The organism is Hahella ganghwensis DSM 17046, from assembly GCF_000376785.1.
Classification (GTDB): domain Bacteria; phylum Pseudomonadota; class Gammaproteobacteria; order Pseudomonadales; family Oleiphilaceae; genus Hahella; species Hahella ganghwensis.
Genome location: NZ_AQXX01000132.1, coordinates 1 through 16,194 on the forward strand (window position 1 = coordinate 1; position 16,194 = coordinate 16,194).

Annotated in this window: 13 protein-coding genes and 2 pseudogenes; 8 read left to right on the plus strand and 7 right to left on the minus strand. The window is 43.3% G+C overall.

Translation table 11 applies throughout. The features are described from left to right. Positions 1-269, plus strand: a pseudogene (locus F566_RS36420) (IS4 family transposase); the annotation flags it as partial. Between the two features lie 43 nt (positions 270-312). Here the strand turns inward: F566_RS36420 and yidC are convergent. From yidC to rpmH, 4 genes are read right to left on the minus strand one after another with little or no spacing between them, the layout of a single operon-like run. Then, entirely contained in the window at positions 313-2,001 is a 1,689-nt protein-coding gene (yidC, locus tag F566_RS0121765; RefSeq protein ID WP_020409152.1) for a membrane protein insertase YidC, read from the minus strand. Positions 2,002-2,012: 11 nt separating this feature from the next. Beyond that, positions 2,013-2,306: a membrane protein insertion efficiency factor YidD gene (yidD, locus tag F566_RS36425; protein ID WP_083921153.1), complete on the minus strand. Its 294-nt coding sequence runs from the start codon at positions 2,304-2,306 to the stop codon at positions 2,013-2,015. Further along, the gene (rnpA, locus tag F566_RS36430) at positions 2,263-2,655 is read right to left on the minus strand and encodes a ribonuclease P protein component (RefSeq protein ID WP_083921154.1); all 393 of its coding nucleotides are present in this window, start codon (positions 2,653-2,655) and stop codon (positions 2,263-2,265) included. The genes yidD and rnpA overlap by 44 nt, the downstream gene beginning before the upstream one ends. 32 nt (positions 2,656-2,687) lie before the next feature. Then, positions 2,688-2,822, minus strand: a complete 135-nt coding sequence (rpmH, locus tag F566_RS36435; protein ID WP_083921155.1) for a 50S ribosomal protein L34 — start codon at positions 2,820-2,822, stop codon at positions 2,688-2,690. Positions 2,823-3,660: 838 nt separating this feature from the next. On the opposite strand from rpmH, the gene dnaA reads away from it, so the two are divergent. The 6 genes from dnaA to gyrB all read left to right on the plus strand — a co-directional run bounded on the left by dnaA (position 3,661) and on the right by gyrB (position 11,983). Next, entirely contained in the window at positions 3,661-5,070 is a 1,410-nt protein-coding gene (gene dnaA / locus F566_RS0121775) for a chromosomal replication initiator protein DnaA (protein ID WP_020409154.1), read from the plus strand. Positions 5,071-5,203: 133 nt separating this feature from the next. Beyond that, complete coding sequence (dnaN, locus tag F566_RS0121780; RefSeq protein WP_020409155.1) at positions 5,204-6,307, plus strand: DNA polymerase III subunit beta; 1,104 nt, start codon at positions 5,204-5,206, stop codon at positions 6,305-6,307. A gap of 147 nt (positions 6,308-6,454) precedes the next feature. Continuing rightward, a complete protein-coding gene (locus F566_RS0121785) occupies positions 6,455-7,729 on the plus strand; it encodes an ABC1 kinase family protein (RefSeq protein WP_020409156.1) in 1,275 nt (424 codons plus the stop codon). Positions 7,730-7,834: 105 nt separating this feature from the next. Next, complete coding sequence (locus F566_RS0121790) at positions 7,835-8,437, plus strand: MarC family protein (protein WP_020409157.1); 603 nt, start codon at positions 7,835-7,837, stop codon at positions 8,435-8,437. After that, on the plus strand, positions 8,434-9,549 hold the full coding sequence (recF, locus tag F566_RS0121795; RefSeq protein WP_020409158.1) for a DNA replication/repair protein RecF: 1,116 nt from the start codon (positions 8,434-8,436) through the stop codon (positions 9,547-9,549). Before F566_RS0121790 ends, recF begins: the two co-directional genes overlap by 4 nt. 16 nt (positions 9,550-9,565) lie before the next feature. Beyond that, entirely contained in the window at positions 9,566-11,983 is a 2,418-nt protein-coding gene (gyrB, locus tag F566_RS0121800) for a DNA topoisomerase (ATP-hydrolyzing) subunit B (protein WP_020409159.1), read from the plus strand. 52 nt (positions 11,984-12,035) lie between these two features. On the opposite strand, the gene F566_RS0121805 is transcribed toward gyrB, so the two are convergent. After that, entirely contained in the window at positions 12,036-12,527 is a 492-nt protein-coding gene (locus F566_RS0121805; protein WP_020409160.1) for a GNAT family N-acetyltransferase, read from the minus strand. Positions 12,528-12,731: 204 nt separating this feature from the next. Between F566_RS0121805 and F566_RS34965 the strand changes: the two are divergent. Next, positions 12,732-13,297: pseudogene (locus F566_RS34965) on the plus strand (DJ-1/PfpI family protein). Positions 13,298-13,373: 76 nt separating this feature from the next. On the opposite strand, the gene F566_RS0121815 reads toward F566_RS34965, so the two are convergent. After that, complete coding sequence (locus F566_RS0121815; protein WP_020409162.1) at positions 13,374-13,685, minus strand: ribbon-helix-helix domain-containing protein; 312 nt, start codon at positions 13,683-13,685, stop codon at positions 13,374-13,376. A gap of 71 nt (positions 13,686-13,756) precedes the next feature. Next, positions 13,757-16,147, minus strand: coding sequence for a fatty acid cis/trans isomerase (locus F566_RS0121820; RefSeq protein WP_020409163.1), 2,391 nt, complete (start codon positions 16,145-16,147; stop codon positions 13,757-13,759). Between the last annotated feature and the right edge of the window lie 47 nt (positions 16,148-16,194).

Consider the following 16,194-nt stretch of genomic DNA (forward strand, 5'->3'; position numbering starts at 1 on the left):
TAAGGCGAGAAGCATCGATTGCGGCGGTAAGCTTTGATCGAGCCCCGTCTGACATTCGCTTCAAACCAGTGTGTGATTATATTGCTGTTCAGTTAATTGTGATGGCGGCTTCCAATCCGATATCTGGAACAGGTCGGCGCTTGTCAGAGTTAAGATCGGGAATTAGTAGTCTGTTTTTGGAGAGGCGTCCGAGGCCTACGACACCTCGGACGGTTAAGATATCAAAGACCCGATATCCAGTAGATCGCAATGCTGCTCCTCTTAAGTGAACAGCATTGCGTCAATCACGGGCTTTTTATCTGGCTTTATTACCTATTTGGCTTTAAGGCCATCCTTTTCAATTTTTCGAGTAATAACCCACTGCTGTGCAATAGACAGACAGTTGTTCACCAGCCAATAAAGAACCAGACCAGCCGGGAACCAAAGGAAAAATACGGTGAAAACAATTGGCATCATCTTCATAACTCTTGCCTGAATAGGATCCGGTGGGGTCGGATTCAGGTGCATTTGGAGGAACATGGTTGCCCCCATCAACAATGGCAGTATGAAGTATGGGTCCATAATGGACAGGTCTTGAATCCAGAAAAAGAATGGAGCCTGGCGTAATTCAACAGATTCCAGCAATACCCAGTAGAGGGCAATAAACACAGGCATCTGAACAAGAATAGGAAGACATCCGCCCAATGGGTTGATTTTCTCTTTCTTATACAGCTCCATCATAGCCTGAGACATTTTCTGGCGATCGTCAGAATATTGCTCGCGGATTCTCTGCAGTTCCGGGGTTACACGACGCATATTTGCCATGGAACGATAACTTGCTGCAGACAAATGGAAGAATATTGCCTTAATCAAAACTGTCAGGAGGATAATTGCAATCCCCCAGTTACCCACATAGTCGTGGATATAATCCAATACCAAAAACAGTGGCTTGGCGATTAACCATAACCAACCAAAATCGATGGTCAAATCCAAATTTGGTGCGATAGATTGCAGGGATTCAAGAATCTTCGGACCCACATATAAACTGGCTTCAAAGGTTTCCGTTGTTCCCGGAGCAACTGTTACCTCAGGGTCTACATATCCCATCAAGTAAAGACCATTTCTTACACGGGTCTGATAGGTATGAGTTTCCTCATTACGAGGAATCCAGGCACTAACGAAATAATGTTGTACAAAAGCTACCCAACCACTGTTGTCTTCGACCTGAACTGACCCCTCGTCCATATCGTCAAAATCGACTTTTTCATAAGGAGTTTCAGTGGTAGAAACGACAGCACCAAGATAAGAAACAGCGCCCATCCCAGCAGCTTTTGTGGGATCAGGGGAATTATCTCTTACCAACTTCGCAGAAAAGTTCGCTCGCCATGGATCTACCGAGTCGTTGTTAACCAGATAGTAGACCTTGATTTCATAATTTCCGCGGCTAAAAACATATCGTTTAGTTACATTCACACCATCACGGGTATAGTTCAAATCTACAGTCAGTTCGTTATTGTCTTCTGAAAGCTTGTAATGATTTTGCGAAGACTGATAAACCGGTAGAGGACCATTTTTGGAAGCATCAAATCCATCGCGTCCAATTAAACCACTTTCAGCAACAAAATAGCGTTCTGAGTTCTTCTGAAAGATTTCCAGTGGGGCAGGGTTATTAAGTGAAACCGGATAGTCCTTTAACGCTGAGTAAGTAAGATTACCACCGGTAAGATCGATTTTCGCAGCCAGGACGTCAGTCAAAACAGTGACTTCTCCGCCTGTACTCGAAGAACGTGAGGAGGCACTTACTTCCACATTTTGCTCTGAGCTCATTGACTCTGGAGTAGCAAGCTCTCCAGTTGTACTGTGATCAGAAGGAACGCTTGAAGAGCTGGTTTCATCAAACCCAGGGGCAGTTTGAGTAACAGCAGGACCCTGATCAGACGAGAAGTCTTTGTTCCACTCAAGTACCAACAGATACGAGACAACAAGTAAGCCAATAATAAGAGGTGTTCTTATATAGTCCATAAAATCACAAACTAAGATTCATGTAAGGATGAATGGCGGTGTCTGGAATGAGAACACTCGGGTACGGGATCGATACCGCCTGTTGACCAAGGGTGGCATCTTAACAGACGTCGCACCCCAAGATAACTCCCTTTTATTGCTCCATAACGAGATATTGCCTCGAAGGTGTAATGGGAACATGAGGGATAGAATCGACAATGGTTGCCCATCATGGGACTGATGGCATACCGATAACATTGGACGATTAAAAGAAGTGCCTTTTTAGGCAGTTGACGAACTAGATCGATCAGGTGGGTTTTTTTCATATTGTCGACTCAGTTTCGCCAATAATTTAACCATACACTGATGAAGTTCAGCATTGTCAATGTCTGCCAGAGGGCGACGGGCAATTACCACTATGTCGATAGCCGGTAATTGATACTGTTTTAAACGAAACTGTTCACGAATTATTCGCTTAACTCGGTTTCGACCAGTTGCAAATTTGATATTGCGCTTAGCAATTACTAAACCCAATCTCGCATGATTGCACTGGTTAGAACGAGCCAATAGCAATAATGCAGGATGCCCTGCCTTATACTCGGCTTGCTCAAAAACATTACGAAAGTCCCCTGGCCTCAGTAATCGAAGCGACCGGGGAAATTCGTAAGTCGACATCTAAGCGTTGAAAAAATTCAACGAATGATCAATTAAGCGGAAAGACGCTTACGACCTTTCGCACGACGGGCTGCCAGTACTTTACGACCATTTGCAGTGGCCATACGTGCACGGAAACCATGAGTGCGTTTACGCTTAAGGACGCTTGGTTGGAATGTACGTTTCATGTCCTACTCTCACAGCTAGATAACGTTAAAATGGACTATTCAAAAATAGGGACGCGAATTTTATGGAATTTAAGAACAAATAGCAATCGGAATTCCTGAAAAGATTTTTATAGCCCTTTCTCGAAAATTTTGTCCACACGCTAAATTAAATATAAATATGAATTTTTAAAGAAAGATTGTTGATTTAGTGCATTGTTAAGGAAGCCCTTTTCTGTGGATAAATCGATTTTATTTATGAAAAACAACAATCTGGGAGATTAATAATTATATGGATATCACGTTGGAAACACTGGGATAGCCTGGGTAATACCGTTGGAAAAACTGGTCACTTGTCCACAGCCGTTTTCATCCACAGGGATTTGCTCAGGTTATCCACATGGATATCAAAAGGTTTTCCCTTATAAGCAATGGTTCTAAATTTTTTTTCCTCGATTTTTTGTTAACAAGGCTGTTGACAAGTCAGTATATTTTTGATTTTTAAAGGTAAAGTTATCCACAAGGCATCTAATAAGCATGATTTTGGTGGTGGCATTAGGTGAAACTTCCCGCTAGAATCCCTCTTTACCTGTCCAAGCACCAAGGCGCGTTTTGTCATTTTGGGGGACAAGGCGGTGCCAAAAATAATGAATACATATTTTTATGCGGTGAATTTCACTGCAGGGGTATTTGTCACTCTGATTTTTGTCATTTGGCGATCCGCCAGGGAAGTTTTCAATAAACATGATGTCTGAATTGGGGGCAGGTAGCGGCGTATCCACTCGGAGGAGTGTTGCGTGTGATAGACAGATTAAAAAGCAAAATTCATAAATAACGATATCAGTAAGCTGGAGGTTTTGGCGTGGCTTTAGAACTGTGGCATCAGTGCCTTGGGTATCTGGAGGATGAGCTTCCTTCGCAACAGTTCAATACCTGGTTACGACCATTACAGGCAAGAGCATCTGAAGAGGAAATTCTTCTCTACGCACCTAATCGCTTTGTTTTGGATTGGGTGAATGAAAAGTATGTCAGCCGTATTAGTGAAATACTGCAGGAGATTTCTCATTCACAACCACCAAGAGTGTCTTTGAAAATTGGAAGTTTAAGTCAAAAGAAGGCAAATGGTGGTGGTTCGGCAGTAAGTAGGCCTGCTAATAATGGTAATGATGCAAAAAATAGGAAGGATACCGAACATTCTGTAGAGGCGAAGTCACCTGATCGTCAAGTATCAGTGGACGGAGCTATAAAACATGAGAGTTCCCTTAATCTTAACTTCACTTTTGATACTTTTGTTGAGGGCAAATCAAACCAATTGGCAAGAGCTGCCGCGACTCAGGTTGCGGATAATCCGGGCTCTGCCTATAACCCACTATTTCTATATGGTGGTGTGGGATTGGGGAAAACCCACTTAATGCATGCGGTGGGGAACTCAATTCTGAGAAAGAATCCGAATGCAAAAATTGTATATCTGCATTCAGAACGTTTTGTCGCTGACATGGTAAAGGCGCTGCAACTAAATGCAATTAATGAGTTCAAGCGTTACTACAGGTCGGTGGATGCATTACTGATCGATGATATTCAGTTTTTCGCCAGAAAAGAGCGTTCTCAGGAAGAGTTTTTCCACACATTCAATGCGTTATTGGAAGGTGGACAGCAGATGATTCTGACGTGTGATCGATATCCAAAGGAAATTGATCACATGGAAGAGCGTTTGAAGTCTCGTTTTGGCTGGGGATTGACTGTGATGGTTGAGCCTCCTGAGCTTGAAACCCGAGTGGCGATTCTGATGAAGAAAGCTGAGCAGGCAAATGTAATGCTTAGTAGTGAGTCAGCATTCTTTATAGCTCAGAAAATTCGTTCCAACGTTCGTGAACTTGAAGGAGCTTTGAAGCTGGTTATTGCCAATGCTCATTTCACAGCCCAGGAAATTACGCCACCTTTTATCAGGGAATGTCTGAAAGACCTTCTGGCTCTGCATGAAAAGCAGGTTAGTATCGATAATATTCAAAGGACGGTGGCTGAGTACTATAAGATAAGAGTGGCTGATCTATTATCAAAACGGCGTACACGTTCTATTACCCGTCCAAGACAGGTGGCAATGGCTCTGGCGAAAGAATTGACAACCCATAGTCTGCCTGAAATTGGTGAGGCCTTTGGCGGTCGTGACCATACAACAGTGCTTCACGCTTGCAAAGTCGTACTGGAATTGCAGGAAAAAGATCCGATGATCCGGGAGGATTATCAGAACTTTATGAGAATGTTAACGGGATAGTTGGCAATAGGTTTCCGGGAATATATCGTTCCCTCATTTATCGGAAAAATCATAGTCGCATCACGGGTTTAACATCGCTAACATACAGATGTTATAAGCCGGTAACTAAAGCAGGATACAAACAGGATAATCCATGAAATTCACTATTACGCGAGAGGCGCTCATAACATCCTTGCAAATGATTTCAGGTGTGGTTGAAAAAAGACAGACCATGCCTGTACTTGCTAACGTTTTACTTGATGCGAGTGAGGATAAGCTGACTGTTACTGGAACCAATATGGAAGTGGAGTTGGTCGCTCAGATTGCGGAAGTGAATATACAGCAGCCGGGAAGAATTACTGTACCTGCCAAGAAGTTTACAGATATCTGCAGATCCCTACCAGATCAAGCTAATATTGACGTAGAAGTGAAAGATTCCAGACTGAATGTCCATTTTGGAAAGAGCCACTTTGTTTTATCCACATTACCCGCTGATCATTTTCCTAATGTAGAGGAAGAAGCTGGTAGTATTAAACTTGAGTTACCGCAAAAAGAACTCAAGCGAATGATTGATGCCACGGCATTTGCAATGGCCCAGCAGGATGTACGTTATTATTTGAACGGCATGCTCATGGAGCTTAGCAATGATGGTTTAAAAGCTGTTTCGACAGATGGTCACAGGCTGGCAATGGCTGGTATCGCTACAAAGACTTCAGTGGAAGATAAGAGGCAGCCAATTGTTCCTCGTAAAGGGGTGCTGGAATTAGCCAGATTGTTATCAGATACAGAGGAAACCTGTACTGTGATATTTGGTGACAACCATGTGCGTGCCGTGGTGGGTCATTATACCTTTACCTCAAAGCTAATAGACGGAAAATTCCCGGATTATCAAAGGGTTATACCACGTGGTGGGGATAAGACAATGATTGCTGACAGGCAGTTATTGAAGGGCGTTTTGCAAAGAGCCAGTATCCTTTCCCATGAAAGTATCAGGGGAGTTCGTCTTCAGTTTGAGCCGGGGGAGTTAAAGGTTTTTGCCAATAACCCTGACCAGGAAGAAGCTGAAGACAGTCTTGAAGTCGATTATGATTTCGAGCCTATGCAGATAGGTTTTAATGTCGGTTATCTGATTGATGTTCTAAATGTGCTTGATGATAATTTGATCAAAATGACCTTGTCCAATGCGAATAGTAGTGCTTTGGTTGAAGGTATGGAAACCAGTGACGCATTGTATGTTGTCATGCCAATGAGGCTGTAGAATTACCTGAAGTTTCAACAGGTTCCAATGTTATTTTTGAAATGTTGGTGCCTGTCTAATAATAAGACAGGTTGCCGGAATTTTTTCGGCTTATCCAAGGTAGGAAGGGGTTTGATAGTGTAACGGAATTAAGACGCAGGTTAGCAAATGAGTAAATTAGCGATAGCTATAAAAAGTGCGTTCAGAATTGGTCAAACCGCAGCAGTTGTGACAAAAGCCGGTGCTGGCTGGGTGTTGGGAGATAAACTGCCACCGCCAAAGTTGCTTAGGCAAACTTTCGAGGAACTGGGGGCAACATATATAAAACTAGGACAGTTTATCGCGTCCTCGCCAACCTTTTTTCCAAAGGAATATGTTGATGAATTTCAACTCTGTCTCGATAAGACAAAACCACTGCCCTACTCTCAGATAGAAAAAATCATTAAGGATGAGTTGAAGCAACCATTAGGCGATATCTTTTCGTTTATCGATACGAATCCGCTAGCTTCAGCCTCAATTGCTCAGGTACATGCCGCAAGGCTTGTAACTGGTGAAGAAGTCGTCATCAAGGTGCAGAAACCTGGTGTTCGTAATATTCTTCTGACGGATCTTAATTTTCTCTATGTAACAGCTCGGGTTATAGAGTATCTGGCTCCGAAATTATCTTGGACCTCCCTCTCCGGAATTGTTGAAGAAATTCAGCGGACGATGATGGAGGAATGTGACTTTTATCAGGAAGCCAGGAATCTTAAAGAATTTCAGGAGTTTCTTGTTCGAACTGAAAACGAAATGGCAGTCGTACCGAAAGTATATGAGAGTGCCAGTTCCATGAGAGTTCTGACCATGGAGCGTTTCCATGGCGTGCCGCTGACAGATTTAGAAACGATACGAGAGTACTGTTCTGATCCTGAAAAAACCTTGATATCAGCAATGAATACATGGTTTGCATCGTTAACCCAATGTGAGTTTTTTCATGCTGATGTTCACGCAGGAAACCTCATGGTTCTTGAAGATGGACGAATCGGTTTTATAGATTTTGGAATAGTCGGACGGATTGGCGCCGGTACTTGGCAAGCAGTGTCTGATTTTATTACCTCTATAATGATGGGGAATTTTCACGGCATGGCAGACGCCATGGCGAGAATAGGTGTGACCAAGGTTCAGGTAGATATTGATGCGTTGGCGCGAGATATTGCGAACGTTTATAAGAAAATGGACGCAATGGTGCCCGACACCTCGATCTATTATGATCAGTCTCCAGAGGATGATGATATTAATAATATTCTTATGGACTTGGTTAGGATTGGTGAGCAGCACGGCTTACACTTTCCAAGAGAGTTTGCTCTCCTGTTAAAACAATTCTTATATTTTGATCGCTATGTCCATATCCTGGCTCCTGAATTGGATATGTTTATGGATGAAAGACTGGGCCTGCTTCAGTAGATAGAAATTGAAGATAAGAAAAAACCTGACAATGTGTGAGCGTTGTTGGGTTTTTTTATTGCTAAACTGAAAATATAGAAATTTGGCGGATATCAAGAGACTGCTATGGAAATATCCTCAGCGATAATATTGTTGTTAGTGGTAATGGATCCTTTAGGAAATATTCCTATATTTTTAAGTGTTTTGGATAAAGTTGAAAAATCCAGGCGGTTTAAGGTTCTGTTGCGTGAGCTGCTAAGAGCTTTGGTGATACTGCTTGGTTTTTTGTTTGGTGGCAGTTATTTACTAAAAGTTTTCAGCTTGAGTCAGGAAGCGGTAGGAATGGCAGGGGCCATAGTACTGTTTGTGATTGCTATAAGAATGATATTCCCGGCCAAGCGTGACTGGTTGGAGGATCTGCCAGACGGTGAACCATTTATTGTACCTCTTGCTATACCCTTTGTGGCTGGCCCCTCAGCGTTGGCTACATTGATTCTTATATCAACCCGAGAGCCCGACAGAATGGTGGATTGGGTGATTGTTGTTGTCGCATCATGGAGCTTAACGGCGTTGGTTCTGATGTGTTCAACAGGCTTGTATAAAATACTGAGAAAACGAGGCCTAATTGCGATTGAGCGTTTGATGGGGATGTTATTGATAGCAGTGTCCGTTGAAATGTTTATCTCAGGCTTGCAACCGCTACTAATTAAGATCACTCACAGTTTATGACAGTAGAAAGGATTTCTCTTTCCGGGATCAGAAATCTTGAAGATGTCGATTTAGAAGCAGATTCACGAATAGTATTTATCCAGGGTGATAATGGTAGTGGCAAGACCAGTCTAATCGAGGGATTGTATTTGGCTGGTCGAGGCTCTTCTTTTAGGAGTCATGATCTCGACCATGTTATCCATTATTCAAAAGATCAGTTTATTTGTTTTGCGAAACTTACTGGCCATCAGAAAATTGGTGTTAGTCGTCAGAAGAGCAATAAGAAGACTCTAGTCAAGATTAATGGAGAGCCTGCACGAGGTCTTTCTGAATTGGCAGAGATATTTCCATTGCTGTTAATTACTCCCCTCACTTTTGATTTGTTAAATGGAAGACCTTCCGGTCGCAGACGATTTTTGGATTGGGGGGTGTTCCACGTGGAACCCTCATATAAATTCGTTTGGCAAAGGTGGAGGAAATTATTATTACAAAGGAATAAATTGCTGAAAAATGGTACAATCTCCGGCTCGGAGTTGGCTCCCTGGACAAGTCAGTTTATTGAAGCGTCGGAGAAAATTGATGTCTTCAGAAATCAGTTTTACAGAGAGTTGATCGACAGATTGAAGAATAATCTTCTGGAAGGAGGTGTATTCAATCAGGATATTTCCGATCAGGTTACGATCAAATATGATCGAGGGTGGTCCGGGAATTTATCTTTGGAAGATCAACTTGAAAGATCGCTTGATTTAGATAAAAGACGAGGTTTTACTTCAGTGGGACCTCATAAAGCAGATCTAAAGTTTACTGCACACGGGATAGCTGCAAGGGAAGTATTATCCAGGGGGCAACAAAAGGTTTTAATCACCCATTTATTACTGGCTCAACTACAGCTGCTTAGAGAAAAAAGGCAGCTAGATTGTACAGTATTGGTGGATGATTTAGGTGCTGAACTGGATCAGGAAAATCAGTACCAATTATTGAAAACGCTCCTTGAGAAAGGTGCCCAGGTGTTTTGCACCATGGTAGACACCGAACAAATGTTAAGTTTGAACCAAAGGTTGAACGAAAGATACTACGCCAAAATGTTTCACGTGGAACATGGCCGTGTTACCCCGCTAAACCCAGGGGAATGATGGGTAGGAGAACTATATGTCAGATTCCGGAAATTACGATTCGTCTAGTATTAAGGTCCTAAAAGGTCTGGATGCCGTTAGAAAGCGTCCCGGCATGTATATAGGTGATACTGACGATGGTACCGGCTTGCACCACATGGTGTTTGAGATTGTGGATAACTCCATTGATGAAGCGCTGGCTGGTCACTGTAAAGAAGTTAAAGTCACCATCCATCCTGATGAGTCAATTTCGGTATCCGATGACGGACGTGGTATTCCTGTAGATATCCATGAAGAAATGGGAGTATCTGCGGCAGAAGTTATTATGACGATGCTGCATGCTGGCGGAAAGTTTGACGATAATAGCTATAAAGTATCCGGTGGATTACATGGTGTTGGGGTATCTGTAGTCAATGCCCTTTCCAAGGAACTGCGTTTAACAATCAGGAAAAACGGTAAAGTTTACGAGCAGGTATACCATCATGGTGTGCCACAGGCTCCTCTAACCGCTATCGGTGAGACTGATAATACAGGGACAGAAGTTCACTTCGTGGCTTCAGAGGCTACTTTCAACAATATTGAGTTTCATTACGATATCCTCGCTAAGCGTCTTAGAGAACTGGCTTTCCTGAACTCAGGTGTGCGTATCAATTTGACAGACGAAAGAAGCGGAAAGAACGAAGTTTTTGAATATGAAGGTGGACTGGAAGCCTTTGTTGCTTATCTCAATCAGTCAAAGAATCCTATCGCCAAACCGTTTCATTTCATCAAAGAGCGTGAGGACGGTATAACAGTAGAGGTCTCTCTGCAGTGGAACGACAGTTTTCAGGAAAATATATTCTGCTTCACCAATAACATTCCGCAGCGTGATGGTGGAACACACTTGGCTGGGTTCCGTGCATCACTGACTCGAAGCCTCAATAACTATATTGAGAAGGAAAGCCTTCTTAAGAAAACGAAGGTTAATACCTCTGGTGATGATGCTCGGGAAGGTTTAACTGCAATTATTTCTGTTAAAGTTCCAGATCCCAAATTCTCCTCTCAGACGAAAGATAAGCTTGTCTCTTCCGAAGTGAAGTCTGCGGTAGAGCAAGAGATGAATGTTGCTTTTAACGACTTTCTAATTGAAAACCCTACTGATGCGAAAAACGTCGTTAACAAGATGATCGATGCAGCGAGAGCCCGGGAGGCCGCTCGTAAAGCACGTGAGATGACTCGTCGTAAGGGCGCACTGGATATTGCCGGGTTGCCAGGAAAACTCGCAGATTGTCAGGAGAAAGACCCTGCCCTATCCGAACTATATATAGTGGAGGGTGACTCGGCCGGTGGATCAGCCAAGCAGGGCCGAGATCGTAGAACCCAGGCGATACTTCCGTTGAAAGGTAAAATCCTGAACGTTGAAAAAGCCCGCTTCGATAAGATGCTTTCCTCAGCAGAGGTTGGCACGCTGATCACTGCGTTAGGCTGCGGTATTGGGCGCGAAGAGTTTGATATCAATAAACTTCGTTACCATAGCATCATTATCATGACGGATGCTGATGTGGACGGATCACACATTCGTACGCTACTGCTGACCTTTTTCTTCCGTCAAATGCGCGAAATTATTGAGAATGGTTATGTCTTTATTGCGATGCCACCGCTCTATAAAGTGAAAAAAGGCAAGCAGGAGCAGTACGTCAAGGATGAAAAAGCCCTTCAACAGTATCTAACCCAGAATGCCTTAGAGGGAACAGAACTCTATACCAATGCAGATGCTCCCCCAATTTCAGGAACAGCTCTGGAGACTCTGGTAAATGACTATCGTACGGCTGTTAGCTTGATTGAGCGGATGTCCAGGGCTTATCCAAGATCCGTGTTGAATAAGTTATTGGAAGTATCACGCTTGGTTGAGGATGATCTAAAAGATGAGTCTAAAGTAGATAGCTGGTGTAAAGAGCTCGGCGAGACCTTGCACTCTGACAACCCTAACGGTGAAAGTATTCTCCTGAAGGTCATTGAAGATACTGAGCGGAATTTATTCCTGCCGCAGATTGAATTTATTCTGCATGGTGTAGATTACCGTTACACGCTGAATCAGGAATTCTTCACATCAACTTCCTATCAGAACGTTGCTACTGTAGCGGAAAAATTGGAAGGGCTAATTGAAGAAGGTGCTTTTGTAAAACGTGGTGAAAAAGAATTCCAAGTTCGCAGTTTCGATGAGGCTTTGACCTGGTTGATGAAAGAAGCTCAACGTGGTCAGAATATTCAACGATACAAAGGTTTGGGAGAGATGAACCCAGAACAGCTATGGGAAACCACGATGGACCCGGAAAGCCGTCGGATGATGAAAGTGACGATTGAAGATGCTATTGCAGCTGATCAGATCTTTACAACTTTGATGGGAGACGAAGTAGAACCCCGTCGAGACTTCATCCAGACCAATGCACTACAAGTAATGAACCTCGACGTTTAATTACTTGCTGCGAACGAAAAAAGGCGGCCTTCCCTTGGCCGCCTTTTTATTTCTACTCAGATACTTCCTGGTATACCCTCATGCCTCTTGCCCGATAATTACTTAATGCTCCCGGATGATCCAGGCTGCAGGTGTGAACCCAAACTCTTTGTGTATCCTTAAAACTCCAGGCATTGACCAATGCTTTGGTGAGTAGGTAACCACCTAATCCTTTACCAATGAACGCTGGCATCAGGCCAAAATAACTAATTTCTACATTACCCTCTTCTTGCTTCTCGAGTTCAAAATAGCCTGCTGGACTACCCTTGTAGTAACCTACGTAAAGGTGAAGTTCCTCTTTCTCGGCATAGTCTTTCCATTCGATATCAGACCATTGAAGCTTGTCTTTCCAGTCCCACTCCGCACCCACTGACTGATAAAAGAAACGGTTGTACTGATACTGCTTTATCTCTGCTTCGATAACTTTAAAGTGTTCAACTGGTGGCTTCTCTTTGATTTGCTTCGGGTCTGTTTGTTCTAAATAGTAGGTTATTACTTGCGTCATTGGCGTTTATCTTTTGGGGATTTTGGTATTGATTCAATACAGGAAACTATCGGTTAAAAAGCGTTGTGCTAGTCCTCAGATCAAAAACAACTAAATGTTTCCCTGCTCATTTCAACTAAGTATGAATGTAGTATCTGAATACTACCGAAAGCTTAATAGATCGTATTACACTTTTTGTTTTTTACAACAAGGAGAGAAAGAATAATGTCTGCCAAAGTTCTCGTGATTGCCGGTGATTTTGTAGAGGATTACGAATTAATGGTGCCTTTTCAGGCACTTATTGCGATGGGGTATGAAGTAGATGCTGTTTGTCCTGAAAAATCCAAGGGAGATACTATTGCGACTGCCATACATGATTTTGAGGGGGATCAAACCTATACCGAAAAACCAGGCCATAGATTTACATTAAATGCTACTTTCGCGGAAGTCTCTCCGGATCAGTATGATGGACTTCTTATCCCAGGTGGGAGAGAGCTCCAGAGTACCTGAGACTAAATGAACGCGTACTGGAAATTATCAAAGCCTTTAATGAAGCAAACAAACCAATAGCAGCCATATGTCATGGTGCTCAGTTATTGACTGCAGCCGATGTTATTCGGGAAAGAAAGATTTCAGCTTACCCGGCTTGTGCTCCAGACGTTCGCCAGGCTGGCGGAGATTATCAGGATATACCGGTTGATCAAGCGATTACGGATGGACACTTTGTAACAGCACCTGCCTGGCCTGCAAATGCTGAATGGGTGAAACAGTTTGCTAAACTATTGGGCTAACCGGCTGTGGATAAATAATGGTGCAGAGATGCACCATTATTTTATTTGCCTGTAAATAATTTCGTTAAGAAAAGTATTAAAGCAACTCAGCTACATCGTTAGAAGATGGTACGCTATCTGTATGATTAATCTTATTGATAAGAAAAGTCGTACAGGCAACTCTTAGTAGTGATGTGAAGTTGGGTGCTTCTCCATACCGAAGAACAACTTCATCATGAAGTGTTGTGATGAAATTGGAAACTGAGACGCCTTCTGTAGACGCCATCTGTTCGAGTATATCCCAGAAGCGGTTTTCCAGAGAAAGGCTGGTGACATGCCCATGTAAGCGAAGTGACCTCGAAGTTTTACCATAGGTATTGGTGTCCACACCTGCATAGACCTCACACATACACGCTGCCCTCCCCTATTCAAGTATCTTTAATGTTAGCGTTTGTCATCGACTGAAATACTGCCAGTAAACTACCAACCTTCATAACGATTCATATCATAGATTCCTGCCTGTTCAGGAGACTGCTTTTCCATATAATCTCTGAAGCTGTGGAAAACTTCCCAGAACTCAGGGTGACTTATGCGTATACCCCACTGGTCTATCAGTAAGCGACGTTCTTCTTTACTGTCTACATTGATCAACTGACTGACAAAGTCTTCCACATCACTGGCAGGTACCCTGAAGCTGTAATTCGGGTAGCTACCAATGAGTTCAGGTAATACGGTGATACTGTCTTTTTCAGGTTGATAGCGAAGTCCCTCGCCCAGCATGAAGGCAACGTTTGAGTGAGCCCGATTACGTATAAGGCTATAAACCAGATAGTCGGACTGATTTGTATCCACTCTAACAAAAGTGACTTCTGGTAGAAATTGTAGGCCTGGGAACTCAGTGTACTCAGCATTCGCCAGACGTCTAAATTGATCATCAATTTCATGCACTGACTGATTATTTGCTGGCCTGGAACATATATCCAAATGACAACGGTTCAGAGAATCACCGGAACCAAGTAGATGGGGATTCTCTTTAATGACATTCTGAACTAACTGATCTTTCACACTTCCTGTTTGATTGTAGTCCACTGAGGTAGGCGAACTGACATCAAGTTCGTGGTAGACAATGGCAGTCTTAATCTTACCGCTGTTTTGATACCAGTTTTTGTAGACAGCTTTTCGTTGGCCTGGTGGCAACATGCGTAGAAAGTTGGTTTCTCCGCCATTTCGAATCAGGTCAAAGTAAAGTCGGGTTTGAGCCTGATGTGAAATGCTTCCAAAGACATTAAAGCCGACGACCAGCTCATAGTAGGTACGCTCGAAAAGAGGATAATCCATAAGCCACAGCGTTAGAGGAAACTTTCCACGCCAACCTTTTGTCACAGACGCGCTATCGTGATGTCTGAATATGGTGAGAAATGCATTGGCATTGTATGTGTCGCCATCCCAAATGTGTTCAATTTCAGCTCCCTGTGGATAACGTCTTCTGTACTGTTTTTTTCTTTCCTCAAGGTAACGATTTCTCTTCTCCTTGTATTCAAACCATTCCGATCCTAAGTCACCAAGCTCCGAACGATGACCGGGAACACCAAGTAAGGGAGTGACTGATTGTTGGTAATCGATTGAATTAACAAACTGCTCCGATTCCGGATCCTCAAACATGACCCAGAACTGGTCCCGAATAACATCGGTGGCTATTTGTCCCCGGCAAACAGGGCCTCTGATAAAGGTGCGTGTAAAGTATTCCGCTTCATCCAGCATAAACTGATAACGTGATTTAGCTGGTATGGCAGAAAAAGTCAGAAATGGATTAGAAGCGTATCGTTCCTCATAACCAGGCAGTTCTGAAACATCCCAATCTGTATCCAGAAAGAGTTCCTGGTACCTTAGATACCGGGACTCATTCATCTCGTAAACGATATGAGTTTTGTGAACAATACTGTCTTCAAGCGGTTGGAGGCGATAAAAAAACGATCTGCCTGGATCGCCATTGGGTCGCACAGTAGCCACCGGTTCTATCGGGTAACCAGGGGGACTAAAAGACCTTACGAGCTTAAAAAAACGAAAGCGCTCTTTAGAATCAGAATCCCTAAATAGTAGGTGGGCAAGATAGAGGTGTTCAAATAGATACCTGGCTAAAAGCTTTTGCCGGTCAGTTGAGGCGTTAAAAAACTCCTCCCATTGAATGATTTGATGCTGAATATTTTCATTTAATGGTGTTCCAGATGGCTGGTCAACCATACCACCCTCTTCCAGCCATGTTTTTATTACCAGGTATTCTTTTTCAGTTAATCCGCTCACCGCGAAAGGCATCCCTTCTCTCGGATGGTCAGCCGCGTAATGATCGAACTCTCCGGGAGAAGGACAGCTGTTTTCGCGACTGATGCCCAGTTCAATCTCTTTATCCACAGGTTGATTTGAGGTCGTGGGATGTTGATAACCCAGGGTCAGCATTTTCTCCATCAATGAAGGGGCTGGAGAGAAAGCCTCTTCCTTTGAGTTGTCGGCAGCGATAACAGAGTAGAAACCTTTGGCCCTCCACTGTGACTCTGTTTGAGCATCCATATTCAAACGTGTTGGCGCAAGATCTTCCAACCTGCCGCCGTCATACACCGGTATTTTTGAAGCTCCCCTTTCAACGCCATTTCCCGAGCTTAGCTTTAACTGACAGGGGGCATCGTTACAGGCGTGGCAGGCAACACACTTGCGATCAAATATCGGCTGAATATCGCGCGAATAGCTATAGGTTTGAGTTGCAGAGACGGATCTGGGAATTACCTGATAAACAGGAGTACTGGCACAGGAAAGTATAAAAATAACTGAAACGCAGATTCCCCACTTAAATATCCTATTAAGCCTGTATTGTTCCATCGAATGTGCTTCTCCCGTCAAGAATAATGGTAGCCACATCTAAACTT

Coding starts and splice junctions, on each gene's coding strand:
- yidC (WP_020409152.1), bottom strand. CDS start 2,001: ATGGACTATATAAGAACACCTCTTATTATTGGCTTACTTGTTGTCTCG.
- yidD (WP_083921153.1), bottom strand. CDS start 2,306: ATGAAAAAAACCCACCTGATCGATCTAGTTCGTCAACTGCCTAAAAAG.
- rnpA (WP_083921154.1), bottom strand. CDS start 2,655: ATGTCGACTTACGAATTTCCCCGGTCGCTTCGATTACTGAGGCCAGGG.
- rpmH (WP_083921155.1), bottom strand. CDS start 2,822: ATGAAACGTACATTCCAACCAAGCGTCCTTAAGCGTAAACGCACTCAT.
- dnaN (WP_020409155.1), top strand. CDS start 5,204: ATGAAATTCACTATTACGCGAGAGGCGCTCATAACATCCTTGCAAATG.
- F566_RS0121785 (WP_020409156.1), top strand. CDS start 6,455: ATGAGTAAATTAGCGATAGCTATAAAAAGTGCGTTCAGAATTGGTCAA.
- F566_RS0121790 (WP_020409157.1), top strand. CDS start 7,835: ATGGAAATATCCTCAGCGATAATATTGTTGTTAGTGGTAATGGATCCT.
- recF (WP_020409158.1), top strand. CDS start 8,434: ATGACAGTAGAAAGGATTTCTCTTTCCGGGATCAGAAATCTTGAAGAT.
- gyrB (WP_020409159.1), top strand. CDS start 9,566: ATGTCAGATTCCGGAAATTACGATTCGTCTAGTATTAAGGTCCTAAAA.
- F566_RS0121805 (WP_020409160.1), bottom strand. CDS start 12,527: ATGACGCAAGTAATAACCTACTATTTAGAACAAACAGACCCGAAGCAA.
- F566_RS0121815 (WP_020409162.1), bottom strand. CDS start 13,685: ATGTGTGAGGTCTATGCAGGTGTGGACACCAATACCTATGGTAAAACT.
- F566_RS0121820 (WP_020409163.1), bottom strand. CDS start 16,147: ATGGAACAATACAGGCTTAATAGGATATTTAAGTGGGGAATCTGCGTT.